A 26,170-nucleotide genomic window follows, 5' to 3' on the forward strand; every position below is an offset into this window, starting at 1 on the left:
CATCTCCTTTGCTGCAATAAATGCTATCAAAGGAGCGGCATCAAACCGCGACACGCCCGTTCCGTGCCCTCTTTGATTACCTCAAGGACGTATCCCCGGTCCTCGGAGAGCTGTGCCCTACGCTCGCGAATTGGGGCGATGAGCTCCTGAAGGATAGCTTCCAGACGCGCCTTGATTTTGCTATCGCCAAGCCCGCCTCTCTGATACTGAGCCTTGAGCTCGGCAAGCCCGTCCTGGTCCTGATCGAAGGCGTCGAGATAGGTAAAGACGACATTGCCCTCGATGCAGCCCGGGTCTTCGAGACGCAGGTGGTTCGGATCGGTGAACATCGCCTTGACAGCATTTCGGATCTCCTCGGACGACGCGGACAGCGCAATGGCGTTGCCACCGGATTTCGACATCTTGGTCTTGCCGTCGATACCGGGCAACCGGCCCGCCCTAGGGATGATCGCCCGCGCCTCGGGCAACACGGCGCGGCCTGAGGTTGCGTTGATGCGCCGCACGATCTCATTCGTTTGTTCGATCAGCGGGGCCTGATCCTCGCCGACCGGCACGACCGTCGCCTTGAAGGCTGTGATGTCCGCCGCCTGTACCGCCGGATAACACAGAAATCCGGCGGGAATATCCCGTCCGAACCCGCGCACGCGAATTTCGTCCTTGATCGTCGGGTTCCGTTCCAGCCGCGCGACCGTGACGAAGTTCAGGTAGAGCATCGACAACTCGGCCAACGCCGGAAGATGCGATTGCAGGCAGATGGTGGTGCGACAGGGATCAATGCCCACGGCCAAATAGTCCAGTGCGACCTCCATCACGCTGCGCCGCACCTTCTCCGGGTCATGGGCGTTGTCGGTCAGGGCTTGGGTATCCGCCAGCAGCAGGAATTGTTCATGGCTGTCCTGATAGCGCAGCCGGTTTGCAAACGAGCCTGCATAGTGCCCGATGTGAAGCGGTCCCGTGGTGCGGTCACCTGTCAGAATGGTTGGTCTGTTCATTTGTGTCTTCTCATGAAACGGGATACGGCGCATCGGGAAGCTCGGAAAACAAAAGGCCGCCCATGCGGCGGCCTCGGAATACGTTTGGTCATCCGGCCACCCTGTCAGGAGGCCAGCCGCCAAGTCATTGCGATGATCAAAGTGTTTACCATAGAACACTGGCTATCGTCTGCGAGATTACTCGTCAACCAAATGGTGGAAAGGGCTCGAGGCTGAACTCGGATGCGGTGCAGTACGTTCGCGATCGGGGTCGCTATGCGATGCAAGTACGGCCCTTTGCTGCCCTTGGCCGTCTGGTCTGGATGCTGCGCCGCTGCTCGCCAGACAGGCCATTCACCGCGCGTGCTAAATCTGGAGATGATTGAACTCACGTTCTGTGGACGAACCTGCATTTCTCTGCAAACTGTTCAACCATTGCTGAGGGCCCTAGAGCACGTACTCAGGGCCCAATCACAACTCCAAAGCTCAGAAGTCGTCACGGGGTAAGATCCATTGCCGCCACGACCTTGTCGTAAGGAAGTCCGGCGGTATCATTCAATCGACGAACTTGATCGGCACTTTCACCATCAAACAAGCACATGCAGCGCCCGTCTTCGGGAGCAAATGTTGAACGAACATAGCTGATTTTGTCGCCATCTGCTGTCATTTTCTGTGCTGTTGCTATCGCGGCTTTTTGAGCAGCACCCAAGTCATCCATGGTGATACCCTTGAGGTTTCTTTCGACCATAAAAACAGACATCTCGTTCCCTTTCCGAACAATCAAAACCAGTGCATCTATTACACTATGGAGCGTCGGCTCGGGGAACTATCGATACCTTATGACTTAATAACTCCAGGTTTGGATAAAACGGTGTATCCTGCGTTGTGATTGTCTTTCGCCATCAGTGACGAGGTGCCCCAATATGGAGATGTCTCAGATTAGATATGTCTTATCTGCCGCAAAGCATCTGAATTTCACCAAAGCTGCCGCAGAATGCAATGTAAGCCAACCAGCGCTTACCAAGGGCGTCAAGTCATTAGAGACCGAACTTGGCGCACAGGTTTTTCATCGGGAAGGCCGGAAAATTTTGGTCAGCGACTTTGGAAAGTCAATGCTGCCGCATCTACAGCACATCGTTGACGAAGCAGAAGCTACACAAGCGCTGGCTCAGAATTTTCGTTTGCTTGAAAAGGTGCCGTTGCGCTTAGGTGTCCTTTCAACAATTGGGCACGTTCGCCTTGCACGGTTTCTGGCTCAATTCGAGAAAAACCACAGCGGCTTGGAGTTGTCAGTCAATGAAGCAAGCGCGTCGGATCTCAAGAAAAAACTTTCTGATGGTGATATCGATGTCGCTTTGATGACGCTGACTGAAGAACTGGAAGAAGAGTTTAGGGCTAGACCACTTTACGTCGAAAGATATGTGGTTGTTTTTCCGCCGGAGCACCGCCTTGGACAACTAAACTCAATATCGCTCCAAGATTTATCTCGAGAAAACTATGTAGATCGTTTGGCTTGCGAGTTGCGCGAGATGGTAATGTCCGTTTGTCAGTCAAAAGGAGTGGAACTTTACGCTCGCTTCCGTTCTGAGCGCGAAGATTGGGTACAAGCAATGGTTGCTGCAGGCATTGGTTTTGCTTTCATGCCTGAGTATTCGGTTACTCTGCCGGGCTTGTTGCAGCGCCCGCTTGTGGAGCCAGAAGTTTCAAGAACTATCGCGGCCTTTACAGTCCCTGGCCGAAAATACTCGCCGGCTCTCGATGCGCTGATGAGGTTTTCGCAGACTTTTGCATGGCCGGGATAAAAAACTTCGGTTTTGGGCCTGCTCTGAAACCCGATTTTCCTGCCGTTTGTAGTTAGAGTTTTTCGCTCGTATTTTCCTTTGGTCGTTCCAAGAGTTTGCGACACTTTCATCAAACGGCAAGTTAACGTGACAACCCCCGTCTGCCCTATGCCCACAACCAGATTCTAAGCTAAGTCGATCCAAGCCGCATTCCTTGAAGAGCTTTGCACGCACGCGGCCACAAATTTAACGCCATTGAGCCCGTCATAGACTGTTGGATAAACAACCGAAGCGTCAGGTGAAATACCATTTCGGAAAGCTTGGATCGCTTCAGCAGCCTCTCCATAGATATTCGCGAACCCCTCAAGATATCCCTCGGGATGTCCCGGAGGAACTCTACTCAACCGGTTGGCTGCATCAGCAGCACTAGCTCCATTTCGTGTGATTAGACACTTTGGTTCGTTGTATGGCGTGAACCACAGGTAATTGGGATCTTCCTGAGCCCACTCCAACCCGCCTTTTTCGCCATAGACGCGCAAACGAAGTGCGTTTTCGTTGCCGGGAGCCACCTGAGAAGACCACAGCATACCGCGCGCTCCGCCTTTGAAGCGAAGTAAGACGTGGGCGTTGTCATCGACTTTGCGCCCCAGCACAAAGGCCTGCAAGTCTGCCGCAAGGCTTTCCGCTTTTAGCCCGGTCACGAAGCAGGCAAGGTTGTATGCATGAGTTCCGATGTCACCGGTTGATCCACCCGCGCCCGAGCGTTCGGGATCGGTTCGCCATTCCGCCTGTTTGAAATCCTGCTGCTCGGTCAGCCAATCCTGTGGGTATTCAACCTGAACCACGCGGATCTTGCCAATGTCGCCGTTGGCAACCATTTCACGCGCCTGCCGAACCATTGGATAGCCTGTGTAATTGTGGGTCAAAATGAATAGGGCATTCGCACTTTCTGTTGCTTTGACCAGCTTTTTCGCATCGGCAAGGGTCGAGGTGAGTGGCTTGTCACAAATTACATGAATACCGCGTTTCAGGAACTCACGTGCGGCTGCATAATGAACGTGATTTGGCGTGACAATTGAGACTGCCTCGATCCCAGATTTCAGTCGGGCTTCCCTAATCGCCATTTGTTTGAAGTCTTCATAGACCCGTTCGAGCCCCAATGCCTGACCACTTTCAAGAGATTTCTCTGGCGTCGAAGACAAAGCACCGGCAACCAACTCGAACTTGTCGTCCAATCGCGCGGCGATGCGATGAACACCCCCTATGAAGGCGTCGTTACCGCCGCCAACCATGCCAAGCCGAATGCGTCCTGAGGTTTCTTCACTGCGTCCTGTGACCATCACTCAATCCCCAGCATTTTACGATTGGCGGCTTCGTCAGCGCCACCGTCGGCGAAATCATCAAAGGCTTTCTCGGTCACACGGATGATGTGATCTGACACAAATTGAGCACCTTCACGCGCTCCATCCTCGGGGTGTTTGAGGCAGCATTCCCATTCGACCACAGCCCAGCCATCAAAGTCGTTCGCGGCCATTTTTGAGAAAACTGCACCGAAATCCACCTGACCATCGCCCAGTGAGCGGAACCGCCCGGCCCGATCTACCCAGCTTTGATACCCGGAATAAACACCTTGCCGCCCAGTCGGGTTGAACTCGGCATCTTTGACATGGAACATCCGAATTCGATCTTTGTAGATGTCGATGTTGTCCAGATAGTCGAGGCATTGCAGCACGTAATGCGACGGGTCGTATAGCATGCAGGCCCGTGGGTGATTGCCTGTCCGCTCGAGAAACATCTCGTAGGTCACACCATCGTGGAGGTCCTCTCCGGGGTGGATTTCGTAGCAGACATCGACACCGCATTCATCGGCGTGATTCAGGATGGGCACCCAACGGCGCGCAAGCTCATCAAATGCCGTTTCAATCAAACCGGCAGGGCGCTGCGGCCAAGGATAGACATATGGCCATGCCAACGCGCCTGAGAATGTCGCATGTGCCGAAATGCCTAAATTTTTCGAAGCGGATAGCGCTTTGTTGACCTGGTCTACGGCCCATTCTTGACGGGCTTTAGGGTTTCCTCTGACGCTTTCCGCTGCAAAGCCATCAAACGCACTGTCATAGGCTGGGTGAACGGCAACAAGCTGACCCTGAAGGTGCGTTGAAAGCTCGGTGACTTCGACGCCATTTTCTTGGGCCTTGCCTTTGAACTCATCGCAGTAACCGACGCTGGATGCGGCCTGTTCGAGGTCGAACAACCGGCCATCCCAACTGGGAACCTGAACGCCATTGTATCCACAGTCAGCCGCCCATTTAGTGATCGCGCCCCACGAATTGAACGGCGCTTCGTCCCCGGCAAATTGTGCAAGAAACAAAGCTGGACCTTTGATTGTCTTCATTGAATTTCCTCCCCAAAACCTGAGTCTCTATGGCGGTAAATTTTCCTTCAGATAGATGTCGATACGGATACGTTCCTGGGCTTTGTTGAATGGCACTTTGTCTGAAGTTGCACGCAGCAGACGGACGGCTGAACGAACAATGTGCCCAGTGTCTTGCGAGATAAGAGCGTCAAATGTACCGAGCGTAAGCGCCTCACGACTAAGCGGAGTAAGCTCATGAGCTATGATCACCAGATCTTTGCTGAGCTTGTTTTCTGAAAGAAATTGAATCAGTCCTGCATTGCCTGCTGCGGAGGAATAAATTCCAACCAGATCCGGGTAGGTTTCAAAGATCTCGGGCATCATCTTGTAAATCAGATCCGGGTCATCCCGGCCCTCGACAGACGCTACGACTTCGAGGTGTGGAAATTCCTCAGCTACAACTAGATCAAAGCCTTGACGGCGCTCTAGGTGGTCACGTGCCAAACGGGATCCTGTAAGTACCAAAACCTTGCCGTCACGATGCACAAATCGTCCCATCAGCTGAGCTGCGGTTCGCCCTGCCGAAACGTTATCAATTCCTACAAAGTGGTCTCGCTCAGAACTCGGCAAGTCAGACACCAACGCAACCACCGGAACGCCTTTGTCCCTGAGCCTTTTTACAGCATCACGAACAGAAGGCGTTTCGGGCCCAAAAACGGCAACGCCATCAACATCCGAACTGGCGACAGCATCCAAAATATTGACGATATCTTGCGGCTCAAACGGAGCTACCTTTTTTATCGCAATGCGAGTTCGCTCGATAAATTGGTCACGTGACTGTTCTGCGATCTGACTGCTGATTGCCTTCACAAACTCGTTGTCCGTGTCCGGCAGAACAAAGAGGAAGTTGTAAACTCGGTTTCGCGCAAGGTTGGCCGCAGCGGTGTCGCGCACATACCCCAACTCGTCAATTGCCTTTTGTACTTTCTGTACGGTAACGGCCCGCACACCGGGGCGTCTGTTCAAGACCCGGTCAACAGTCGCCAGACTGACACCGGCGACGCGCGCGAGGTCGTTGACGGTTGGCTTTTTCACCAATTCTAGTTTTTGTTTTTGGTCTTCCACGTGTTCTTCAGCCCTCAATCTCCCGCGCCAAGCCTTCAAACAACAAAGCAACAGCCTCGGCACCGGGATCGTTATGTCCAACTAGGTTTTCTTCGGGAACATAGGCCGCGCGGCCTGCCTTCGCACGACGAATATTCGCGGTGTTGTTCGCGCCTTCGCGGGCAGCCTCGGCCGCATCGGTCAGTCCAGACGGGAGGGCGGCAAGTGCAGGTGCCAGAGCGTCAATCATTGTCCGGTCACCGACCTTGGCACCCCCAACCTGGCTCACGCGTTTCAGGCCTTCGACCAGAGACTTCGATACCGAAGCCCCGCTTGCACAGGCATCTCCGGCTGCATTGAAGAAGATTGCGAGTATCACACCGGACGACCCGCCCATTGTCTGGCTTAACTCATTGCCCAACGCCGGAAACAGTTGCGTCAGATCAGCAAGAGGCATGCGGTCAAGGCTACCTTGCAATGCTCTTGCGGCGGTGGCCAGTGTGCTTCCTGTATCGCCATCTCCGGACTTCGCGTCCAGCTCGTTCAGAGACTTCTCTGCGTTGATGAGCAGCTCAGATAAGCGGGTGATCGTTTCCCTCGTGGTGGGATTGTTCGAAGGGATTGGATCGATTGGTGTCAGGCCATCAGGCAACGGGGCTACTTTGATCGGGTCGATGGAATTGACGCCGGGCCATGCGGCCAGATCAACAGGTGCTTCAAGAGCTGACAATTCGTCCTGATCCACAGGCAGAATGGATACCGAAAACCCGTGCATATCCAGCGACGTCATCATCGGTGCCGGGCCAATGATATGGTGGGCAATACCAGTTTCGGACAACGCATGCGTGAGGACAGCCATTTCCAGAGGAGTTGTAGAGCCCAGGTTGTTGACCAACGCTACACAATGCCCGGCACCCACCCTTTGCTTCAGCTTCTCCACCACCGTGGACATGGCCGATACAGCATTTGAAAATTCGACTTGTTGTACACCGGGCTCGCCGTGGATGCCCAAGCCGAGTTCCGCTTTGCCAGGGGCAATCCGGTCTTCTTTTGGAGAGCCCGGAACAGTGCAGGTGTCCAAGCTCATTCCGATGCTGACAACCTTTGCTATGGTACTTCTTGCTGCTTTGGTAACGGTGTCCAGATCGGCACCCCCTTCAGCAAGCGCTCCGGCAATTTTGTGCACCAATAACGTACCTGCCACGCCACGTGGTTGCGGAAGGTCGGGCAAGGCGATGTCATCATCAACTACGACCATCTCTACTTTGCGGCCCAATGCACGGGCGCGTTCAGCCGCCAGTCCAAAATTCAATCGATCACCGGTGTAATTTTTGACGATAAGCAGGCACCCGGCCTCACCCGTGACCGCAAGAATGCCCGCCAGAACTGCCTCGACCGAGGGTGAGGCGAAAACTTCGCCGCAGACCGCGGCTGTCAACATACCGGCGCCAACGAAACCTGCATGGGCGGGCTCGTGACCAGACCCTCCGCCAGAAACCAAGGCGACTTTCGACTTGTCCCAATCCGACCGGTAGACAACCTTGATATGCGGGTATCCGTCCAGCCGTGTAAGCTGCCCGCCTGAGGAAGCCAAAAGGCCATCTATCGCCTCGGTTACCAGGGTTTCTTTTGTGTTGAGGAACTGGGCCATGCTTTTGCTCCTTAATTCACGCGCGCGCCAGACGCGTCAAAATACAACGGGTTATGGGGGCGAATTTTTATAATTTTTCCAGAGGGGTAATCCTGATGAACATCAATCAGGGTGACAACCGGGTGGCCATTCAGGTCCAGGTGCAGCCGTGTTTGGTCGCCCAGATGTTCGGCACGTATGACACGCGCTTCACTGCCCTCGCCTTCAATGATGTTTTCCGGGCGAAGACCAATCTGTGGTCCTTTGTGATCGCCTCCGAACAACTCGGACGGCAGGATGTTGATTCGCGGCAGACCCAACCTGCTGGCAACGTAAACACTGCCCGGGTTTTCGTAGATATCCCGGGGTGTCCCGTATTGAACCAACCGGCCGTTCTCTAAAACGCCGATATGCGTAGCCATTGTCATGGCTTCGACCTGATCGTGGGTCACGTAAAGCAAGGTTGATCCCAGATCGGCCTGAATCCTTTTCAGTTCGACCCGCAAATCCGCCCGAAGCTTGGCGTCCAAAGAGCTGAGCGGCTCGTCCATCAGGAAAATCTGGGGATCGCGCACCAGTGCCCGTCCAATTGAAACGCGCTGCATTTCGCCGCCAGACAGTTCAGTGGCTTTGTTGTCCAGCTTGTGCGGGATCTGCAGGATCTCCGAGACTTCGTTGACCTTCCTGGCGATCTCATCCTCTGGCGTCTTCAGGATCGGTGACCTCAGAGGGAAGGACAGGTTCTCACGCACCGTCATATGGGGGTACAGCGAGTATTGCTGGAAGACCATCGCCACATCACGCTGGGCAGGTGTATCTATCCCAACGTCACGCCCGGCAATGCGCACCGTTCCGGAATCCAGTTTCTCAAGCCCGGATATCAATCTCAGCGTCGTTGTTTTTCCCGCGCCCGTCGGACCCAACAAAACCACAAAGGCACCGTTGGGGATCGTCATTGAGATATCATCCACCGCTTTGATTTCGCCGAATGACTTCGAAATGTTTTCCAGAACGACTTCAGCCATTGCTTAGTACCTCGTCGTTCAGAGCGGACCTCAACGCGCGTCCGGTAGAATTTTCGAAAAGGGTCACTGCGGATGAGCGGAACTTCAAGCCAACCGTCTCGCCGGGGTTAACGGTTTCGCGCGCATCAATGCGGGCTTTCAGCTCTCCGTTCGGGCTTTGCAGCGTCACGATCTGGGTGGTTCCAAGATATTCTGCGGCCAGGACCTTGGCTCGGTAGGCGCTGGCATCCGACAGAAAAACATGCTCAGGGCGAACACCGAAAACCAAGTCACCTTCCGCCCCTTCCAACAGTGTGGGTACGGCTTCGTCGTGACCATTCAGTCGCACCGTTTCCGAGCCAGGCGCGACCTTTCCCTGAAACGGCAGGAAGTTCATCGAAGGAGACCCGATAAAATCTGCAACGAACATCGTAGCTGGTTTGTCGTAGATTTCCTGAGGTGTGCCGAATTGCTCGATCACAGCGTTGTTCATCACCACGATCTTGTCCCCCATTTGCATGGCTTCCAGCTGATCATGTGTGACGTAAACAGTGGTCGCCCCCATGCGATCATGAAGCGCGCGCAGTTCTTCGGCCATGTGCTCACGAAATTCGGCATCCAGGGCACCAAGAGGTTCGTCCATCATGAACGCCTTGGGTTCGCGAACAATCGCGCGTCCAAGCGCCACGCGCTGCCTATCGCCGCCTGACAACCCACCTACCGGGCTATCGAGGATGTCCTTGATCCCCAGAATTCCCGCGACTTCTTCTACTTTGGCTTTGACAGCAGCACGCGGCATGCCCTGCGATATCAGGGGGTAGCTGATATTTTTTCGCACGTTCATGTGCGGATACAGCGCAAACATCTGGAACACGAAGGCAATGTCTCGCTCCGATGGGGGGCGCTGGCTGATCTCCTCGCCGTCCAGGTAGATTTCACCCGACGTCGGAAGTTCCAAGCCTGCGATCATCCGCAGCGTCGTCGTCTTTCCGCAGCCGGATGGCCCTAGCAACATGAAGAACTCACCGTCCTCAATCGTGAACGAGCTTTCGCGGACAGCCGTGAAATCGCCGAACATCTTCTTTACGTTTTTAACTACGATCTGGGCCATTTCTACTCCGGGAAATGGCTGACGATGATGAACATGACGGTTCCGATCAGCGTGACGATGAAAGAATATGTGAAGGCCCAAAGGACAAAGGGCTGCATAAGCATGAAGACACCCAGAGCGATGAGGATGGTCGCGATCATCTCCCATGGGCCCCGGCGAAAACGCATCAATCCGGTAAGAAACTCGCTCATTTGCGCACGGCTCCGAATGTGATCCCACGCAGCAGGTGTTTGCGCATCAGGATGGTGAAAATCATGACAGGGATCAGGAAGATCGTGGCACCTGCCGCCACTGCAGGCCAGTCCAGGCCGCCAATACCGATAATGGTTGGGATGAACGGTGGTGCAGTCTGCGCGTTCGCGGATGTCAGCAGCACGGCAAACGCGTACTCATTCCAGGCGAAGATCAGGCAAAAGATAGCTGTTGAGGCTATGCCGGTCGCGGCTTGCGGCAGCACCACTTTGTAAAACGCCTGAAACCTCGTGTAGCCATCTATGAGCGCGGCTTCTTCGTACTCTCTTGGGATTTCGTCGATGAAGCCTTTTAGCAACCAGACCGCCAAGGAAATATTCACGCCCGTATACAGCAGGATCATCCCCAGATGCGTGTCGCTTAATCCAAGGTTTCTGAACATCAGGAAGATTGGGATGGCGACAGCGACCGGTGGCATCATCCTTGTACTCAGGATAAAGAACAAAAGGTCGTCCTTGAGCGGGACCTTGAACCTGCTGAACGCATAGGCGGCCAGCGTACCAAGGAAGATACTCAAGAACGTCGAGCCAAATCCGATGATAACCGAATTCATAAAGCGCTCGCCAAACTTTGATGGCCCGACAATCACCATGTCGTATTGGCGGACGATCTCATCGGCCCAGTTCTGCGGCGGGTTCGCTTCCAAAAACTCCTGCGTCTGCCGCGTGCGCGTGGTGAAGAGATTTACATACCCTTCAAGCGTTGGGTCAAAGACCACTTTGGGTGGGTAGCTGATCGCATCGGCTGGAGACTTGAAACCTGTCAGTAAAATCCAAACCAGCGGGATCATTGTGATCAGCGCATAAGTGATGACCAGAAAACCCGCGATCCACTTGGAACGGTTCGAAGGTTCGGTTACGGAAAAACTGCTCATCTCTGTTTCACCTTGTTCAAGGCTTTGACGTAGATCGACGCAAGGCCGAACACGGTGACGAAAAGGATGATCGCATAGGCCGAGGCGTAGCCCGTACGCCACTTCTCAAACGCCTCCCGCTTGAGATTGATTGAGGTGAGTTCCGTTACAGAACCGGGCCCTCCGCCGGTTAGCTGAACCACCAGGTCGAACATCTTGAAGTTCTCGATCCCTCGAAACAGCACGGCAAGCATCAGGAACGGCAGGACCATCGGGATGGTGATCGTAAAGAACTGCCGCAGCTTGCTGGCCCTGTCGATCTCAGCCGCCTCGTAGATGTAATCGGGAATGCTGCGCAGCCCGGCCAGACAGATTAGCATCACGAAGGGGGTCCACATCCAGGTGTCGACAATCACGATCGCCCAAGGGGCCAAAGTAACGGATCCCAGCATTTCAAAGCTCGATGGGTCTTTGCCTGTGAACCATGACACGATGTAGTTAAACAGCCCGATTTGAGGTTGATACAGGAACTTCCAGAAGTTCCCGACGACTGCAGGAGACAGCATCATCGGCAGCACGATGATCGTGGTCCAAAGATCGTTGCCCTTGAATTTCTTGTTGATCAACCAGGCCAAAGTAAACCCGATCAAGACCTGGAAAAAGATCGTCCAGAACAGGAAGTGCGCCGTCGCCTGCATATTTAGCCAGGTGTCCGAGTCTGTCAGAATACGCTCGTAATTCCTGAGCCCGACATCTTTGACTTCGCGCCCGATCCGGTTGGCCTTGTAGTTGGTAAAGCTCAGTTGGATGGTCCAGATCAACGGAAAGATGTTGATCGCCAGCAATAGAAAAATCGTCGGGGAGATGAATATCCAGGCGATCGCGCGGTCGGATAACCCTCGGATTTTTCGCGCAACTCGCTCGGGCGTTGCCTGGGCAACGCGATCTACGGTCCGGTCAGACATCTCTTTGCCAGTTCTTGTTGGTTTAGGACTCACGGGTGAAGGTGGAGCGGGATTGCGCCCGCTCCTGCCTGTGTCCGGACTACAGCTTGCCTTCGTCTTCGAAGACTTCAGTCCAATCTTCGATCAAAAGATTAAGCGCTTCTTGAGCTGTACCTTGATCAGCAACGACGTAGTCGTGGATGCGTTTCTGCATGGCCAGCAGGAGTTCTGCATAGGCAGGCTCTTGCCAGAAATCCTGAACCCCAGCCATTGCTTCCAGGAAGTCACCGGCAAACGGTTGGCTGTCCACGAAACCAGGATCTTCCAGCACTGAGTTATGCGCCGAGTAGCCGCCTAGCTCCCACCACTTAGCCTGCACTTCAGGCTGTGCGAACCACTTGATGTACTCAAGTGCAGCGTCCTGTTTGTCAGAGTAGCTGACAACAGAGATACCTTGTCCGCCCAGTGTCGAACCTGCCTGATTTTGCGGTGGGTTCACAAAGAAGTCGATCTTGTCACCGCCGGTATTGGGGTCAGCATAGAGACCTGGGAAGAACGCAAACCAGTTCATGGCCATGGCGACCTGACCGGACTTGAAGGCGTCCAAGCTCTCACCCATGTAAGAGTTGGTATATCCCGGAGGCGTCGCCGTTTCGTAGAATTCCTTATAGAATTCCAGCGCCTCTACCGCTTCGGGTGAGTTTACGGCGCCTTCCATGTCATATGAGCCCGGGGTGTTTTCGTATTTAAAGCCCCAAGGATACAGTGCTCCGGTCACACCCATGGTGATCCCTTCCGAGCCGCGCTCGGTAAAGATAGCTGCGCCGTAGACTGTCTTGCCGTCGATCTCACGACCCTGAAAGAACTGGGCGATCTGTAATAGTTCTTTCTGAGATTCAGGCTCACGTAAATCCTGACCAGTTGCTTCTTTGTATGCGGCTTGGATTTCAGGATTTTCGAACCAGTCCTTGCGATAGAACCAGCCATTCGCATCGCCCATCGCAGGCAGGGCATAGTAATTGGGTGTGCCCTTGGGCCAAGTTGAATAGGCGTAGACAGTGGCCGGCGCGAAATCGTCCATGCTGATGCCTTCAGCATCGAAGAAGTCGTTCAGTTTGACATAGTGGCCATTTTCAGCGCCACCGCCGATCCATTGGCTGTCACCAATAAGCAGATCGCAGAGCTTACCACCGGAATTCAGCTCATTCAGCATCCGGTCCGCAAAATTTGGCCAGGGAATAAATTCGAAGTTCATCGTGTGGCCGGATTCTGCTTCGAATTCTTTTGATAGTTCGACAAGCGCGTTGGCCGGGTCCCATGCAGCCCAACATAGCGTCAGATCTTCAGCATTTGCCTTGGTAGAAAGAGTAGTAGCGGCAAGGACTATTGCGCTGGCCGAGGCCAGTTTTGTGTAAGTCATCCATTCCTCCCTTTTTGCGCCGTCAATCGAGGATGTGCGAATCGCGGCATACTTCCAAGGCTATTTGAGGTACGCACCTCATGTCCAGATTTTTTTGAGGTTCGTACCTCAAACTGTCAAAAGAGGCCGTCAGATATTCTTTTAGCTGTTGATTGGCTTTGTTGCGCAAAGGTTGGGTGAGGGATTCATCTCGTGAATCCAGCGTGGTAGCTGGACTGCATGAGCAGACCTATCCCGCCGAGCTACAAGTCCAAGAACTGGCCAGCCTACAATGAAGCCCTCAAGCAACGTGGCTCCCTGGCGATCTGATTTTATCCGGACATGGTTTGGGTGCCACCGCCGACCGGTAAGCAAGGCCGGCAGCCGCAGTATAGCGGCGCTGCGATTCAGACATGCCTGACGACGATGAAGGTCCTCGTCGGCATGGCCCTCAGGCAGACCACGGACTTCGTGGAGAGCCTGCTGCGCCTGGTCGGCCTCGACTGGTCGGTGCCGGATTTCAGCACGCTGAGCAGGCGCCAGAAGACCCTGGCGGTTTCCATACCCTATCGCGGCTAGCAAGGTTCCCTGAACCTTCTGATCGACAGCACCGGCTTCAAGGCGGAGGGCCAAGGCGAATGGCATGCCCGCAAGCATGGCCGCGCGAAACGCCGTCTCTGGCGCAAGATCCACATCGGCGTTGACGAACAGACGCTGGAGATCCGCGCCATCGAAATCACCGGTAACAACATCGGTGATGCGCCCATGCTGCCTGAACTACTCAGCCAGATCCCGGTCGATGTCGAGATCGCCTCGGTCACCGCAGACGGGGCGTATGACACGCGCAAATGCCACGATGCCATCGCAAACCGGGGTGCCCACGCCGTTATCCCGCCGCGCAAGAACGCAAAACCGCGAAAGCCATCGACAGCAGGCGCTATCGCCCGTAACGAGGCGCTGTGCGCCTCGAAATACCTTGGCCGTGCCATCCGGCGAAATTGGAGCGGATACCACCGCCGCAGTCGCGCCGAAACGAAGATGCACTGCGTGAAGCTGTTGGGGCAGAGCCTCATGGCGCGCGACTTCGAGCGTCCAGTCGCCGAACTCCCAATCCGTGCAGCCGTCCTGAACAGCTACACCGCGCTCGGCATACCGGTCACAGAGCCCACAGGATAAGTACGTCCGGGGAAAAGGGAAGTCCGGGCTTCAGGCTCTTCGCGCAACAAAGCCTAGCTGGAGTGCTAAATTGCGCCCCTTAAACCCTGAAGCTTCTCGCCGCTCAATAGGCTGGTTCCTTTATGAATGTCAAACCGTTACGCCTTGCAGAACCTGTTCCCGCGATAGCTCGTCCCGCGTGCCTTGCATCAGGACCGCGCCGCGCCGCAGGACGATGAACTTGTCGGCAAGATCATAGGCGAAATCGAAATACTGCTCGACCAGAATGATGGCCATCTCTCCTTTGGTTCGGAGGTGACGAATTACTTCGCCGATCTGCTGGATGATGTTGGGCTGAATGCCTTCGGTTGGTTCGTCCAGCAGCAAAAGTTGAGGCTTGGCGATCAGCGCCCGGGCGATGGCAAGTTGCTGTTGCTGGCCACCCGACAGATCACCCCCGCGCCGGTTCTGCATTTTCTTCAGCACCGGGAACATATCGAAGATCTCGTCCGGAACGAAATGTTCGCTTGCTGCCAGGCAGGCAAAACCGGTTTCCAGATTTTCGCGCACAGTCAGCAACGGGAAAATCTCGCGCCCCTGCGGCACATAGGCCACGCCTTTCCACGCCATGCGATGGGCTGGCAGAGGCGGCAGGGCCTCGTCATTCAGCATCAGATCGCCGCCCGAGCGCGGATGCGTGCCCGAGATCGCCTTGATCAGGCTGGTCTTGCCCACACCATTGGTGCCCATCACGCAAGTCACCTCTCCTCGCGCGGCCTCCAACGAGATACAGTTGAGGATTTGCGAGTGCCCGTAATGCAGGGTCAGATCGGTCAGTTTCAGCATTGTTTAGCGCCCCAGATAAACGTCGATGACATCCTGATTTGATGTGACATGATCCAGCGAACCTTCGGCCAGAACCGAGCCTTCATGCAGAACCGTGACCCGACAATTCAGGCGGCGGACGAACTCCATGTCATGTTCCACAACCACGACGGCGCGGGTCTTGGCGGCCTGTACCAGCAGGTCGGTTGTGTGTTCGCGTTCTTGCGAGGTCATCCCGGCGGCGGGTTCGTCCACTAGCAACAGACGTGGTTCCTGCGCCAGTAGCATCCCGATTTCCAACCATTGCTTTTGTCCGTGGCTTAGTTCGCCGGATTTGCGGAGCAGTTCGCCATACAGGCCAATCTCAGCGGCCAGTTCCTCGACCTTCTCCAGATGATCTGTCGAAGGGCGATAGAACAGCACACCCAGCCAGCCCCGTTTATTCTTCAACGCCATCAGCAGGTTTTCCTGCACGGTCTGGTCCTCGAACACGGTGGGTTTCTGGAACTTACGCCCGATGCCGGCTTGCGCGATCTTGGCCTCGCTCATTCGCAGCAGGGAAACGGATTTCTCACCCCAGGTTACCCGGCCCTCGTCAGGCCGGGTCTTGCCGGTGACAATATCCATGAAGGTCGTTTTACCTGCCCCGTTCGGCCCGATAACCGCGCGAAGCTCGGCCTTGCCAATCTGGAAGGACAGGTTGTTGATGGCGCGGAACCCGTCGAAGGTGACTGAAACGCCGCTGACCTCCAGCAGAGTGCTCATTCCAAGGCCTCCATTTCGCGCAATGCGCTTTCATCGGGTCCAAGCGGGGCACCGTAGCGTTGCGGCGCGCGGTGGTTGGTCCAGAGGTCGAATAGCCCTCCAATACCCTTTGGTGCGAACAGGGTTACCAGCACGAATGAGACGCCCAGCAGCACCTGCCACCAGTCGACCCATTTGATCGTGTAGAACCCAAGTGGGATGTCCGGCGCTTGTCCACCTGTGAACCATGTGCTGAGCAGGCTGACAAACGCCGCGCCGATGACCGCTCCATACAGGCGACCACGCCCGCCGATGGCGACCCAGACGGCAAGATATATCGAGGCAATGGGGGCCATCTCCTCGGGGTTGATGATCCCCGCCTGCGGATAATACAGCGCGCCCGCGATGGCGGCGATGCAGGCGGTCAATGTGAAGACAGCCAGCTTGTAATTCTCGACCGAATAGCCAAGGAACCGCACTCGCGCCTCATTATCGCGGATGCCGCGGATAACCGAGCCGAACTTGCCCGCCACGATCCATGCCGCCAGCATGTAGCCCAGCCCCAGGGCCAGCGCTGAGGCCCAGAGGAACCAGATTGACACCAAGTCCTGCGAGGCCGTGACGCCCGGCAGGTTCTGCAGGCCCGACAGGCCGTTGTTGCCACGCATACCGCTGTCGTTCTGGAACAGGTACAGCGCCAGTGCCAATGTCATGGCTTGGGTCAGGATCGACAGGTAGACACCCGTGACCCGGCTGCGGAACGCCAGCCAACCAAAGATCAGTGCCAGAAGGCCCGGCACCAGCACGACCAGCGCCAGTTGCAGGAACAGGCTGTCCGAAAAGGCCCAGATCAGCGGGAATTCGGACGATCCGACGATGCCGAAGATTTGCGTGCCGATGGCATCCACGACCTCGGCCGATGTTGGCGGAATGTCGGCTTGGGAGAGCGACTCCACCACGATCAGGCGGGTACGTTCATACATCAGCCACATGCCGATCATGTAGCCGCCCAGCCCGAAGAACGCGAAATGGCCGAGGGACAGGATACCCGTAAATCCCCAGACCAAATCCATGGCCACAGCGATCAGGCAAAGGCACAGGGTCTTGCCCAGCGTTTTGACAAAACTGGTCGAGATCACGCCAATCCCGAACCCTTCGGACAGGACGGTGACGCCCAAAGTGAACAGGGAGAGGATGGCCAGAAAGACCAGTAACGATGGGTTTTTGGCTACAAAGCTGCGTTCCATGGCTCAATCCCCCGCCGCACGACCTTTGAGGGCAATGATGCCCCTTGGCCGGAACTGGATGAAAATGATGATGAAGATGATCATGTATGTTTGCGCGGCGAGGGTGTTCGAGGGGTTCATCCACTCGATCCCCTTTTGCAGGAAGCCGATCATGCCCGCACCTGCCAGCGCGCCCCAGATGTTTCCGACGCCGCCAACAACCACGGTCATGAAGCTTTGCACGATATAGTCGCTGCCCAGATCGGACGTGACCTTTGCGAACAGACCAATCGCAACCCCGGCAATCCCGGCGATGCCCGAGCCCAAGCCGAAGGTCAGCATATTCACCCGCCCCGGATTGATACCCATCGACCCGGCCATGCGTGGGTTCTGTGTCACCGCGCGCATCTCAAGCCCAAGCCGCGTGCGCTTCATAATGTAGAGGAACAGTCCAAAAAAGATCGTCGCCAGCACAAAGATCGCGATGCGGATATAACTGATCGAAACCACATCGTTCAGCACCCACGCCCCATCCAGCCAGCCGGGCGCGGTCAGCGGGCGGGCCTGCGTGCCAAAAATGTTCTTGGCCAGCTGTTGCAGTGCGATTGAGATGCCAAAGGTCGCCAGCAGCGTCTCAAGCGGACGGGCATAGAGCCAGCGGATAACTAGCCGCTCCATCGCGACGCCCATCGCGAAGGTGACGGCAAAGGCCATCGGGATGGCGACGATTATCGACAGCGTGTGGTCGGGGATGAACTGCTGCACCACGTATCCGGTATAGGCGCCCATCATGATGAACTCACCATGGGCCATGTTGATCACACCCATCACGCCGAAGGTGATCGCCAGACCGATGGCTGCCAAGAAATAGATCGACGCCAATGAGATCGCGTCCAGTGTCAGGTCGAGCGTCTGGTTCAGGCCGACCTTCAGCTCGATCTGTTCAAGTGCCTGCACTGCAGCTGCGGTCACTTCGGGCGAGGGTTCCGTGTAGGTATCAATGAACACATGTTCAGCCAGCGCCGTGTTTATGTCGGCCTCGGTTACCAAGGCGGGAACGACCCTTGCCTCTGCCAAGGCTACATATGCCCGAGCGCGCGTTTCATCTGTATTCAGTTGCGCAAGCGGAATGTCACCAACGCGACCCCCGTCAATATTGGCCGCAAGAGCTGTCCGGATATCATCCCGTGACAAGCGTGGGGGCGCCAGATTGCCAGTGACCAGCAAGTCATAGGCCTCATCGCGCGTCAAATCACTCGAACCCGGTTCTAAAACGGCGGCGATATTCACATTAGACGGAAGTTCCGGTGCTGCTTGTCGCGTCGTCGCGATCAGTGGATTTAATGCGCCACGGACGTCCACGCCCAGATCGTCGGACATCTGCTCAATCGCAGCCACGCGCGCCGCGGTATCTTCGTCATATCCAATCGTCAGCAACCGTTCGAGTCGTTGTTTGTGAGCTTTCAGATCAGCATCAGCTTCATCGGCAATCGACGCGCGTAGGGGCTCCAGCAAAGCACGTTCGGGGTCACGTTGGATGGATTGCAAAGCGGCCAGCCGCCGAGCGCGGTCCGGATCTGTTAGCTGGTACTGCACCAGAGCCGTGCCAATCATCGCGCGGATGCCGCTATTGGGCTTCAACTGCTTCAGGTTGGATTTCTCGAAAATACCAACGACCTCGCCAGTATCGAAATCGGTAAGCTCATACGACCGGCCTTCGACCTTTTTGCCTGCAAAGAACAGGCCGTCCGACTTGCGCATCCACACGTCCTTGGCGGCCCATGTCTCAAGCATCACCTGCGCTTGCGGCAACCCGCTGCTGGCAATCGCATCAATCGCGGGCCCGATTGTCTTGCGTGAGCTTTTGGCGATGATCTCCTGATGCTCTTGCAGGATCGGTTGCAGACCGGCCTCTTGCGCGTTGGCGGTCAGGTGGGCGCATAGAATTGCGAGGCCCGCAAGGAAAAGTCGTAACATGTGGTGAAACCCGAGTGTCTTTGGGGGCAAGGCGGGCATCACACCCACCTTGCGTGTCGGTTAGTAGTTCGACAGGGTCTGAACGCAGGTCTCGGTCTCGGTGTTGTACATACCGCAGCCCAGCTCTTTCCAATCCGATACCAGCACCGCCGATTCCGGTAGGAAGTCGGTCCAGGCGTCGCCCGGCACAACGTCGGTTTCGCTGATGATGTCGAACTGGCCGTCTTCCTGAATCTCACCGATCAGAACCGGCTTGGCCAAATGGTGGTTCGGCAGCATGACAGCGGTTCCACCGGTCAGGTTCGGGAATTCCTGCCCGTACATCGCGGCGCGCACGGCATCTACGTCGGTCGAACCGGCCTCGGTCGCGGCGTTAACCCACATGTTGAAACCGATGTAATGTGCCTCCATCGGGTCGTTGGTCACCCGGTCTTCGCCCATGGTAGCTTTCCATGTTTCAACAAATTCAGTGTTGGCGTCGGTATCCGCCGACTGAAAGTAATTCCAAGCAGCCAGATGGCCCACAAGGTTGGTTGTATCCAGGCCCGACAGTTCTTCCTCTCCGACCGAGAACGCAACGACCGGAATGTCATCCGCCGAGACGCCAGCCGCAGCCAGTTCCTTGTAGAAGCCGATGTTGGCGTCGCCATTGATGGTTGAGATCACTCCGACCTTCTTACCATCCGCACCCAGCGCAACCACATCCGCCACGATCTTGGACCAGTCGGAATGGCCAAAGGGCGTGTAGTTGACGAAGATATCACCGTCCGCGATGCCCTTTTGCTTCAGATAGCTTTCGAGGATATTGTTGGTAGTGCGGGGATAGACATAGTCTGTGCCAAGCAGCGCGAATTTCTCAACGCCAAGCTCGTCGAGGAAATAGTCGGTCGCCGGGATCGCTTGTTGGTTCGGCGCGGCACCGGTATAGAAGACGTTTTTCGAGCTTTCTTCACCCTCATACTGCACCGGATAAAACAGAAGGCCGTTCAGTTCCTCAATCACCGGCAGCACCGATTTGCGGCTGACGGACGTCCAATTGCCAAAGATCACATCCACCTCATGCACGGTCAGTAGCTCACGCGCTTTTTCCGCAAACAGCGGCCAGTCGGATGCAGGATCAACCACAACTGCCTCAAGCTGCTTGCCCAGCAGGCCGCCTTTGGCGTTCTGCTGGTCGATCAGCATCAACATCGTGTCTTTCAGCGTGGTTTCCGAAATCGCCATAGTGCCTGACAACGAGTGCAGTACGCCGACTTTGATCGTGTCTTCAGCAGACAGAGCGGCCGTTGCCATGGCGGCAAAGACAACCGATCCGAAGAGCGTGGATTTGAGAGATGTCATGTAATTCTCCTGGCGGGGCGGGCACAGAAGCCTTGCGTTGACACGCTGTCTTCTACTACCTGATCCCCGCAACTGTATGTTGCGTTACGTGTGGCGGTTGTGTCCGAGGTCCAATTCGCGCAGCCGTCACACACCCCCGGTGGTCGTTAGCCCGGTAGGCCCCACATCGATTCTGCATTGCAGCGAAATAGGCAAATCTGGCCCCATAGCATTCTGGCAAAGTGGACTGATATGCCCGATTTTTGATCTACATGCTGCATGCGTGATTAAAAATTGCACTTACGGGACGGGACTTGGTCGAAAATCTGCACCTGTCGATAGAGTTTCGACATCCCAAAGGTGAAAAAGCGCCAAACGTTCATGACGCGAAAGCCGCTGCCATCACTCAATTCACGCCCATATCGTCAGCGTCACATGCGAGACCGCCACGCGCTGAAGGCCGGATTACGCTGTCGGCCAAACTGTTCCACGGGCGCAGTGTGATTGATCGCTTGCGGCCGGCGGGTTCGTTCAAATGTCTCTTCCCACGCGGACACGGCAGCCAATTGGACGCCGTGCTTTTGAACACGGCTGGTGGTGTTACTGGCGGTGATGATTTCCGGTTTTCAGGCCGCGCAGGCCGGGGCACCGAACTGACAGTGACCACGCAGGCTTGTGAGCGGGCATACAAAGCACAACCCGGTCAGGCCGCACGCATCGTCAACACTTTAACCGCCGGTCCGCAGGCAAGGCTGAACTGGCTTCCGCAAGAGACGATCCTGTACAGTGGCAGCGCATTAAACCGGCGCTTGCGTATTGATTTGGCCGAGGATGCCTCGGCCCTTATGGTTGAACCTTTGATCTTTGGTCGTACCGCGATGGGTGAAACTCTGACGGATATCCGCCTCAGCGATCGGATCGAGATTCGGCGCAACGAAAGGATGGTGTTTCTGGACGCCACCCGGTTCACCGGCGACCTTAGCGCGCATCTGGCCCGTCAGCACATTGCAGATGGCGCGGGCGCGATGGCCTTAGTCGCATTTGCCTCGCCCAGGGCCGAAGGGCATCTGAAGGCAATCCGCCAGATGCTGCCCGATACCGCCGGGGCCAGCCTGTTTCAACCTGACCTGCTGGTCGTCCGACTGCTGGCCAAGAACGGGTATGCCCTGCGCCGAAGTCTGATGCCCGTGCTTCGGCGACTGAACAACGACTCGCTTCCAAGATGCTGGACAATCTGACATGAACCTGACTCCCCGTGAAAAAGACAAACTGCTGGTCGCCATGGCCGCTGAAGTTGCCCGCAAACGACTGGCCCGTGGTGTCAAACTGAACCATCCCGAGGCGATTGCCCTTATCACCAGCGCCGTGGTTGAAGGCGCACGCGACGGGCGGTCGGTCGCCGATATGATGCAAGCCGGGGCCGAGGTGATCACCCGCGCGCAATGCATGGAAGGCGTCCCCGAGATGATTCACGAGGTTCAAGTTGAGGCCACCTTTCCCGACGGCACCAAGCTGGTGACCGTTCACAACCCTATTCGCTAAAAAAAGGAACACTGATATGACCCGCATGCTTTTCCCTGTTCTGATCCTGGCTGGCCCCGCCGCCGCGCATAACGGCACGCATATCCACGCGCATGGCACGGACTATGCCGCTCTGGCCGTGGGCTTCGCGATTGTCGCGTTGGCTGCTGTTGCCTTGATGGTGAAGCTAAACAAATGATCCCCGGCGAGCATTTCCCCGCTGAAGGAGAAATCACGTTCAACCTGGGCGCCGAGCCGTTGACGCTGATGGTCGCCAATACTGGCGACCGCCCGATTCAGGTCGGCTCGCACTATCATTTTGCCGAGACCAACCCGGCGCTGGAGTTCGACCGCGCTGCCGCCCATGGCCTGCGTCTGGACATCGCCCCCGGCACCGCCGTGCGGTTCGAACCGGGACAGGAACGCGAGGTTTCGCTGATCCCGATCGGCGGCGCACGCAAGGTCTATGGGTTCAATCAAAAGGTCATGGGGGCGTTGTGATGCCAGCAAAAATCAAACGCTCCGACTATGCCGCCATGTTCGGCCCCACCACCGGCGATAAAATGCGGCTGGCCGATACCGACCTGATCATCGAGGTCGAACACGATCTGACCATCTATGGCGAAGAGGTCAAGTTCGGCGGCGGGAAAGTGATCCGCGACGGGATGGGGCAGTCTCAGGTCACACGGGACAAGGGGGCGGTGGATACAGTCATCACCAATGCGCTGATCGTGGATCATTCGGGTGTCTACAAGGCGGATGTCGGTCTGAAAGACGGGCGTATCGCCAGGATCGGCAAGGCGGGGAACCCCGACACGCAGCCAGGTGTCGACATTATCATCGGCCCCGGCACCGAAGCCATCGCGGGCGAGGGGCGCATCCTGACCGCAGGCGGGTTCGACAGCCATATCCACTTCATTTGCCCTCAGCAGATCGAAGACGCGCTGCATTCCGGCCTGACCACCATGTTAGGCGGCGGCACGGGTCCGGCCCATGGCACGCTGGCCACCACCTGCACCCCCGGCCCCTGGCATATCGGACGGATGTTGCAGGCGGCGGATGCCTTCCCGATGAACCTCGCCTTTGCGGGCAAGGGCAACGCCTCATTGCCAGCTGCGCTCGAGGAACAGGTCAATGCCGGGGCCTGCGCTCTGAAACTGCATGAGGATTGGGGCACGACCCCTGCCGCCATCGACTGCTGCCTGTCGGTGGCCGATTCGATGGATGTACAGGTGATGATCCACACCGATACTCTGAACGAATCCGGTTTCGTCGAAAACACTGTCGCCGCCATGAAAGGACGCACCATCCACGCCTTCCACACCGAAGGCGCAGGTGGCGGCCATGCCCCTGACATCATCAAGATTTGTGGCGAGAATCACGTTCTTCCCTCCTCGACCAACCCGACGCGACCTTTCACTGTAAACACGGTCGAGGAACATCTGGATATGCTGATGGTCTGCCATCACCTCGACAAGTCCATCCCCGAGGACGTAGCCTTTGCCGAAAGCCGCATCCGGTGCGAGACCATCGCGGCCGAGGATATCCTGCACGACATGGGTGCGTTCTCGATCATCGCGTCTGACAGCCAGGCCATGGGCCGGGTCGGAGAGGTGCTGATCCGCACATGGCAAACCGCCGACAAGATGAAGAAACAGCGAGGGCGTCTGACCGAGGAAACCGGTGAAAACGACAACCTGCGGGTCCGCCGTTACATCGCCAAGTACACCATCAACCCGGCGATTGCCCACGGTCTGAGCCATGAAATCGGCAGCATCGAGGTAGGCAAGCGCGCCGATCTTGTCCTGTGGAACCCGGCCTTTTTCGGCGTGAAACCCGAGATGGTTCTGCTGGGCGGTACAATTGCCTGCGCGCAGATGGGCGACCCAAATGCCTCGATCCCGACACCGCAACCTGTTTACAGCCGTCCGATGTTCGGGGCTTATGGGCGGTCGGTGGAGCACTCGGCGATTACCTTTGTCTCGGCAGCAGCGCAGGCGGACGGGATCGGTGAAACTCTAGGCCTGGCCAAGAAAACAGTCGCCGTGCGGAACACACGCGAGATTGGCAAACGCAATTTGCTGCTAAACGATGCGACGCCCCATGTCGAAGTAGACCCGGAAACCTACGAGGTCCGCGCCGATGGTGAATTGCTGACCTGCCAACCTGCCGAGGTGCTGCCGATGGCGCAGCGATACTTTATGTTCTGAGATACAAGGAGCACCAAGATGACCACCGCGATCAAAACCGCTCGTATCTACCACGACCATGCGCATGCACCCGCTCATGCGCAGGTCTCGCTGGACTATGATGGCCGCTTCCTGCGCCGCAAGATGCTGGCCACGGATGATGGCGAGGCGTTTCTGGTTGATCTCTCCAACACCAAATCGCTGGATCATGGCGGGGTTCTGGTATTGGAAGACGGTCGTGAGATTGAAATCGTCGCGGCCCCCGAAGAGCTGCTGGAGGTAAAGGGCGACCACTTGCTGCGCCTTGCCTGGCATATCGGCAACCGGCACACACCCTGCCAAATCGAATCTGACAGGCTGCTGATCCAGCGCGATCACGTCATTCGCGACATGCTGATGAAACTGGGTGCCGATATTCGCGAAGTCGTCGAACCCTTCACCCCCGAAGGCGGGGCCTATGGCCACGGCAGGACCCATGGTCACGCCCACTAGCTCTGACATCCTGACACTGACCCAATGGTTGTCCCCCGCCTATCCGGTTGGGGGCTTCGCCTATTCCCACGGGCTGGAGGCAGCGATTGAACTGGGCCGGGTCGCCAGCGCAAACCAGACAGGCGACTGGGTCGCCACGATACTGCAACATGGCTCGGGCTGGAATGACGCGCTATTTCTTGTGGCCGCGTATAACGCCGATGACAGGGCCGCGTTGGCCCGAATCGATGCCTCCGCCCGCGCCTTTTGCGCCGGGTCGGAACGGCTGATGGAAGCCGACCTTCTGGGTCAGGCTTTCGGATCCGTGACCGGAGATATCTGGGGGCTCGACCTGCGGCGCCTCACCTACCCGGTCGCGGTGGGCCGTGCCGCGCGGATGCAGAATCTGCCGCGCCCGCTGGTGTCGCAGATGTTCCTTCAGGCCTTCATGAGCAATCTTGTGGCCTGCGCAACCCGCCTTGTCCCTTTGGGACAGACCGATGCTCAGCGGCTGATTCGTGATCTGACCCCGCTCTGCACTTCGATTGCGGAAACAGCACAACACACGGGCCTTGATGAACTGGGTTCAACCGCATTCCTGTCCGATATCTTGTCGATGAAACATGAAACTCAATATTCAAGGATATTCCGAACATGAGCAGTTTGAACGGCCCCCTGCGCGTTGGTATCGGCGGCCCGGTTGGCGCTGGTAAAACGACCCTGACTGCCGCTTTGGCAGAGGCCCTGGGCGAGGCCTTTTCGATTGGTGTCATCACCAACGACATTTATACGCAAGAGGATGCCGAAGCGTTGATGCGGATGCAGATTCTGCCCCGGGACCGGATTATCGGTGTCGAAACCGGCGGTTGCCCGCATACCGCGATCCGCGAGGATGCCTCGATCAATCTGGCCGCCGTGGCAGAGATGCAGGCCCGTCACCCCGGCTTGGATATAGTTCTGATCGAAAGCGGCGGCGACAATTTGTCGGCCACATTCAGCCCGGAACTGGCGGACCTGACACTCTACGTGATCGACGTTGCAGCGGGTGAGGAAATTCCGCGCAAGGGCGGTCCTGCGATAACGAAATCGGACATTCTGATCATCAACAAAACAGATCTCGCCCCCCATGTCGGCGCGTCGCTCGAAGTGATGGAGCGCGACGCCACGCAAATTCGAAAGGGCCGACCTTTCGTGTTTTCGGCCCTACGCCACCGAACGGGCGTTGACGCGATCGTCAGTTTGTTAGCGCAGATTGGGGGTCTGAAAATTGCAGATGGATGTGTTGCAGAGGCTTCTGGCGGTTGACGTGTGCCTTTGACGGCGGAATGACGACCGAA

At 56.5% G+C, this 26,170-nt stretch carries 26 protein-coding genes and 1 pseudogene; 10 read left to right on the top strand and 17 right to left on the bottom strand.

Annotated elements, in window-relative coordinates; genetic code table 11:
- Window positions 1-26: 26 nt before the first annotated feature.
- Both trpS and I9182_RS07075 read right to left on the bottom strand, forming a co-directional pair.
- Window positions 27-992: a tryptophan--tRNA ligase gene (trpS, locus tag I9182_RS07070; RefSeq protein WP_209597599.1), complete on the bottom strand. Its 966-nt coding sequence runs from the start codon at window positions 990-992 to the stop codon at window positions 27-29.
- Between the two features lie 475 nt (window positions 993-1,467).
- The gene (locus I9182_RS07075; protein ID WP_209504391.1) at window positions 1,468-1,731 is read right to left on the bottom strand and encodes a DUF4242 domain-containing protein; all 264 of its coding nucleotides are present in this window, start codon (window positions 1,729-1,731) and stop codon (window positions 1,468-1,470) included.
- 163 nt (window positions 1,732-1,894) lie between these two features.
- Between I9182_RS07075 and I9182_RS07080 the strand changes: the two genes are divergently transcribed.
- Complete coding sequence (locus I9182_RS07080) at window positions 1,895-2,773, top strand: LysR family transcriptional regulator (protein ID WP_209504392.1); 879 nt, start codon at window positions 1,895-1,897, stop codon at window positions 2,771-2,773.
- Window positions 2,774-2,937: 164 nt separating this feature from the next.
- Here I9182_RS07080 and I9182_RS07085 read toward each other — a convergent pair whose 3' ends face one another.
- The 10 genes from I9182_RS07085 to I9182_RS07130 all read right to left on the bottom strand — a co-directional run bounded on the left by I9182_RS07085 (window position 2,938) and on the right by I9182_RS07130 (window position 13,426).
- On the bottom strand, window positions 2,938-4,092 hold the full coding sequence (locus I9182_RS07085; RefSeq protein WP_209597601.1) for a Gfo/Idh/MocA family oxidoreductase: 1,155 nt from the start codon (window positions 4,090-4,092) through the stop codon (window positions 2,938-2,940).
- Window positions 4,092-5,147: a sugar phosphate isomerase/epimerase gene (locus tag I9182_RS07090; RefSeq protein WP_209504394.1), complete on the bottom strand. Its 1,056-nt coding sequence runs from the start codon at window positions 5,145-5,147 to the stop codon at window positions 4,092-4,094. The genes I9182_RS07085 and I9182_RS07090 overlap by 1 nt, the downstream gene beginning before the upstream one ends.
- 27 nt (window positions 5,148-5,174) lie before the next feature.
- A complete protein-coding gene (locus I9182_RS07095) occupies window positions 5,175-6,233 on the bottom strand; it encodes a LacI family DNA-binding transcriptional regulator (protein ID WP_209597603.1) in 1,059 nt (352 codons plus the stop codon).
- A gap of 7 nt (window positions 6,234-6,240) precedes the next feature.
- Complete coding sequence (locus I9182_RS07100) at window positions 6,241-7,863, bottom strand: dihydroxyacetone kinase subunit DhaK (RefSeq protein WP_209597605.1); 1,623 nt, start codon at window positions 7,861-7,863, stop codon at window positions 6,241-6,243.
- An 11-nt stretch (window positions 7,864-7,874) separates the two neighbouring features.
- Window positions 7,875-8,867 (bottom strand): ABC transporter ATP-binding protein, encoded by a 993-nt coding sequence (locus I9182_RS07105; RefSeq protein WP_209504397.1) that lies wholly within the window; start codon window positions 8,865-8,867, stop codon window positions 7,875-7,877.
- Complete coding sequence (locus tag I9182_RS07110; RefSeq protein ID WP_209597607.1) at window positions 8,860-9,957, bottom strand: ABC transporter ATP-binding protein; 1,098 nt, start codon at window positions 9,955-9,957, stop codon at window positions 8,860-8,862. Before I9182_RS07110 ends, I9182_RS07105 begins: the two co-directional genes overlap by 8 nt.
- Before the next feature lie 2 nt (window positions 9,958-9,959).
- Complete coding sequence (locus tag I9182_RS07115) at window positions 9,960-10,148, bottom strand: hypothetical protein (protein ID WP_209504399.1); 189 nt, start codon at window positions 10,146-10,148, stop codon at window positions 9,960-9,962.
- Window positions 10,145-11,083, bottom strand: coding sequence for a carbohydrate ABC transporter permease (locus tag I9182_RS07120; protein WP_010442361.1), 939 nt, complete (start codon window positions 11,081-11,083; stop codon window positions 10,145-10,147). The genes I9182_RS07115 and I9182_RS07120 overlap by 4 nt, the downstream gene beginning before the upstream one ends.
- Window positions 11,080-12,027, bottom strand: coding sequence for a sugar ABC transporter permease (locus tag I9182_RS07125; RefSeq protein ID WP_170332156.1), 948 nt, complete (start codon window positions 12,025-12,027; stop codon window positions 11,080-11,082). Before I9182_RS07125 ends, I9182_RS07120 begins: the two co-directional genes overlap by 4 nt.
- A 79-nt stretch (window positions 12,028-12,106) precedes the next feature.
- Entirely contained in the window at window positions 12,107-13,426 is a 1,320-nt protein-coding gene (locus tag I9182_RS07130) for an extracellular solute-binding protein (RefSeq protein ID WP_209597609.1), read from the bottom strand.
- Between the two features lie 219 nt (window positions 13,427-13,645).
- On the opposite strand from I9182_RS07130, the pseudogene I9182_RS07135 reads away from it, so the two are divergent.
- Window positions 13,646-14,581: pseudogene (locus I9182_RS07135) on the top strand (IS5 family transposase).
- Between the two features lie 129 nt (window positions 14,582-14,710).
- Here the strand turns inward: I9182_RS07135 and urtE are convergent.
- The 5 genes from urtE to urtA are packed head-to-tail and all read right to left on the bottom strand — an operon-like array spanning window position 14,711 to window position 20,673.
- The gene (gene urtE, locus I9182_RS07140) at window positions 14,711-15,406 is read right to left on the bottom strand and encodes an urea ABC transporter ATP-binding subunit UrtE (protein WP_209597611.1); all 696 of its coding nucleotides are present in this window, start codon (window positions 15,404-15,406) and stop codon (window positions 14,711-14,713) included.
- A gap of 3 nt (window positions 15,407-15,409) precedes the next feature.
- Window positions 15,410-16,150 carry an urea ABC transporter ATP-binding protein UrtD gene (gene urtD, locus I9182_RS07145; RefSeq protein WP_209504402.1) on the bottom strand — a complete coding sequence of 247 codons (741 nt, stop codon included), beginning with the start codon at window positions 16,148-16,150 and terminating at the stop codon, window positions 15,410-15,412.
- Window positions 16,147-17,376 carry an urea ABC transporter permease subunit UrtC gene (gene urtC / locus I9182_RS07150; RefSeq protein ID WP_209597613.1) on the bottom strand — a complete coding sequence of 410 codons (1,230 nt, stop codon included), beginning with the start codon at window positions 17,374-17,376 and terminating at the stop codon, window positions 16,147-16,149. The genes urtD and urtC overlap by 4 nt, the downstream gene beginning before the upstream one ends.
- A 3-nt stretch (window positions 17,377-17,379) precedes the next feature.
- The gene (urtB, locus tag I9182_RS07155) at window positions 17,380-19,332 is read right to left on the bottom strand and encodes an urea ABC transporter permease subunit UrtB (RefSeq protein ID WP_209597615.1); all 1,953 of its coding nucleotides are present in this window, start codon (window positions 19,330-19,332) and stop codon (window positions 17,380-17,382) included.
- Between the two features lie 60 nt (window positions 19,333-19,392).
- Window positions 19,393-20,673, bottom strand: coding sequence for an urea ABC transporter substrate-binding protein (urtA, locus tag I9182_RS07160; RefSeq protein ID WP_209504405.1), 1,281 nt, complete (start codon window positions 20,671-20,673; stop codon window positions 19,393-19,395).
- 293 nt (window positions 20,674-20,966) lie between these two features.
- Between urtA and I9182_RS07165 the strand changes: the two genes are divergently transcribed.
- Genes I9182_RS07165 through ureG form a run of 8 tightly spaced genes read left to right on the top strand, consistent with a single transcriptional unit; the run spans window position 20,967 to window position 26,138 of the window.
- Window positions 20,967-21,890, top strand: coding sequence for an urease accessory protein UreD (locus I9182_RS07165; RefSeq protein ID WP_245222547.1), 924 nt, complete (start codon window positions 20,967-20,969; stop codon window positions 21,888-21,890).
- A gap of 1 nt (window position 21,891) precedes the next feature.
- On the top strand, window positions 21,892-22,194 hold the full coding sequence (locus I9182_RS07170; RefSeq protein WP_209504406.1) for an urease subunit gamma: 303 nt from the start codon (window positions 21,892-21,894) through the stop codon (window positions 22,192-22,194).
- A 16-nt stretch (window positions 22,195-22,210) separates the two neighbouring features.
- Window positions 22,211-22,372 carry a peptidase M23 gene (locus I9182_RS07175; protein ID WP_209597617.1) on the top strand — a complete coding sequence of 54 codons (162 nt, stop codon included), beginning with the start codon at window positions 22,211-22,213 and terminating at the stop codon, window positions 22,370-22,372.
- Window positions 22,369-22,674 (top strand): urease subunit beta, encoded by a 306-nt coding sequence (locus tag I9182_RS07180; protein WP_209597619.1) that lies wholly within the window; start codon window positions 22,369-22,371, stop codon window positions 22,672-22,674. The genes I9182_RS07175 and I9182_RS07180 overlap by 4 nt, the downstream gene beginning before the upstream one ends.
- Window positions 22,674-24,383 carry an urease subunit alpha gene (gene ureC, locus I9182_RS07185; RefSeq protein ID WP_209597621.1) on the top strand — a complete coding sequence of 570 codons (1,710 nt, stop codon included), beginning with the start codon at window positions 22,674-22,676 and terminating at the stop codon, window positions 24,381-24,383. The genes I9182_RS07180 and ureC overlap by 1 nt, the downstream gene beginning before the upstream one ends.
- A gap of 18 nt (window positions 24,384-24,401) precedes the next feature.
- On the top strand, window positions 24,402-24,854 hold the full coding sequence (gene ureE / locus I9182_RS07190; RefSeq protein WP_209504410.1) for an urease accessory protein UreE: 453 nt from the start codon (window positions 24,402-24,404) through the stop codon (window positions 24,852-24,854).
- Window positions 24,838-25,491 (top strand): urease accessory UreF family protein, encoded by a 654-nt coding sequence (locus I9182_RS07195; protein WP_209597623.1) that lies wholly within the window; start codon window positions 24,838-24,840, stop codon window positions 25,489-25,491. Before ureE ends, I9182_RS07195 begins: the two co-directional genes overlap by 17 nt.
- Window positions 25,488-26,138, top strand: coding sequence for an urease accessory protein UreG (ureG, locus tag I9182_RS07200; RefSeq protein ID WP_209597625.1), 651 nt, complete (start codon window positions 25,488-25,490; stop codon window positions 26,136-26,138). Before I9182_RS07195 ends, ureG begins: the two co-directional genes overlap by 4 nt.
- Window positions 26,139-26,170: the final 32 nt, after the last annotated feature.

The organism is Ruegeria sp. HKCCSP351, assembly GCF_017872535.1.
In the GTDB taxonomy this organism is placed as follows: domain Bacteria; phylum Pseudomonadota; class Alphaproteobacteria; order Rhodobacterales; family Rhodobacteraceae; genus Ruegeria.

Bases quoted from the DNA above. Each gene is read 5' to 3' on its own strand.
- I9182_RS07115 (WP_209504399.1), bottom strand. From the start codon at position 10,148: ATGAGCGAGTTTCTTACCGGATTGATGCGTTTTCGCCGGGGCCCATGG.
- ureG (WP_209597625.1), top strand. From the start codon at position 25,488: ATGAGCAGTTTGAACGGCCCCCTGCGCGTTGGTATCGGCGGCCCGGTT.
- I9182_RS07125 (WP_170332156.1), bottom strand. From the start codon at position 12,027: ATGTCTGACCGGACCGTAGATCGCGTTGCCCAGGCAACGCCCGAGCGA.
- I9182_RS07195 (WP_209597623.1), top strand. From the start codon at position 24,838: ATGGTCACGCCCACTAGCTCTGACATCCTGACACTGACCCAATGGTTG.
- urtA (WP_209504405.1), bottom strand. From the start codon at position 20,673: ATGACATCTCTCAAATCCACGCTCTTCGGATCGGTTGTCTTTGCCGCC.
- I9182_RS07175 (WP_209597617.1), top strand. From the start codon at position 22,211: ATGACCCGCATGCTTTTCCCTGTTCTGATCCTGGCTGGCCCCGCCGCC.
- urtC (WP_209597613.1), bottom strand. From the start codon at position 17,376: ATGGAACGCAGCTTTGTAGCCAAAAACCCATCGTTACTGGTCTTTCTG.
- urtE (WP_209597611.1), bottom strand. From the start codon at position 15,406: ATGCTGAAACTGACCGATCTGACCCTGCATTACGGGCACTCGCAAATC.
- I9182_RS07130 (WP_209597609.1), bottom strand. From the start codon at position 13,426: ATGACTTACACAAAACTGGCCTCGGCCAGCGCAATAGTCCTTGCCGCT.
- urtD (WP_209504402.1), bottom strand. From the start codon at position 16,150: ATGAGCACTCTGCTGGAGGTCAGCGGCGTTTCAGTCACCTTCGACGGG.
- urtB (WP_209597615.1), bottom strand. From the start codon at position 19,332: ATGTTACGACTTTTCCTTGCGGGCCTCGCAATTCTATGCGCCCACCTG.
- ureC (WP_209597621.1), top strand. From the start codon at position 22,674: ATGCCAGCAAAAATCAAACGCTCCGACTATGCCGCCATGTTCGGCCCC.
- I9182_RS07075 (WP_209504391.1), bottom strand. From the start codon at position 1,731: ATGTCTGTTTTTATGGTCGAAAGAAACCTCAAGGGTATCACCATGGAT.
- I9182_RS07105 (WP_209504397.1), bottom strand. From the start codon at position 8,867: ATGGCTGAAGTCGTTCTGGAAAACATTTCGAAGTCATTCGGCGAAATC.
- I9182_RS07170 (WP_209504406.1), top strand. From the start codon at position 21,892: ATGAACCTGACTCCCCGTGAAAAAGACAAACTGCTGGTCGCCATGGCC.
- I9182_RS07120 (WP_010442361.1), bottom strand. From the start codon at position 11,083: ATGAGCAGTTTTTCCGTAACCGAACCTTCGAACCGTTCCAAGTGGATC.
- I9182_RS07090 (WP_209504394.1), bottom strand. From the start codon at position 5,147: ATGAAGACAATCAAAGGTCCAGCTTTGTTTCTTGCACAATTTGCCGGG.
- I9182_RS07100 (WP_209597605.1), bottom strand. From the start codon at position 7,863: ATGGCCCAGTTCCTCAACACAAAAGAAACCCTGGTAACCGAGGCGATA.
- I9182_RS07080 (WP_209504392.1), top strand. From the start codon at position 1,895: ATGGAGATGTCTCAGATTAGATATGTCTTATCTGCCGCAAAGCATCTG.
- ureE (WP_209504410.1), top strand. From the start codon at position 24,402: ATGACCACCGCGATCAAAACCGCTCGTATCTACCACGACCATGCGCAT.
- I9182_RS07085 (WP_209597601.1), bottom strand. From the start codon at position 4,092: ATGGTCACAGGACGCAGTGAAGAAACCTCAGGACGCATTCGGCTTGGC.
- I9182_RS07110 (WP_209597607.1), bottom strand. From the start codon at position 9,957: ATGGCCCAGATCGTAGTTAAAAACGTAAAGAAGATGTTCGGCGATTTC.
- trpS (WP_209597599.1), bottom strand. From the start codon at position 992: ATGAACAGACCAACCATTCTGACAGGTGACCGCACCACGGGACCGCTT.
- I9182_RS07180 (WP_209597619.1), top strand. From the start codon at position 22,369: ATGATCCCCGGCGAGCATTTCCCCGCTGAAGGAGAAATCACGTTCAAC.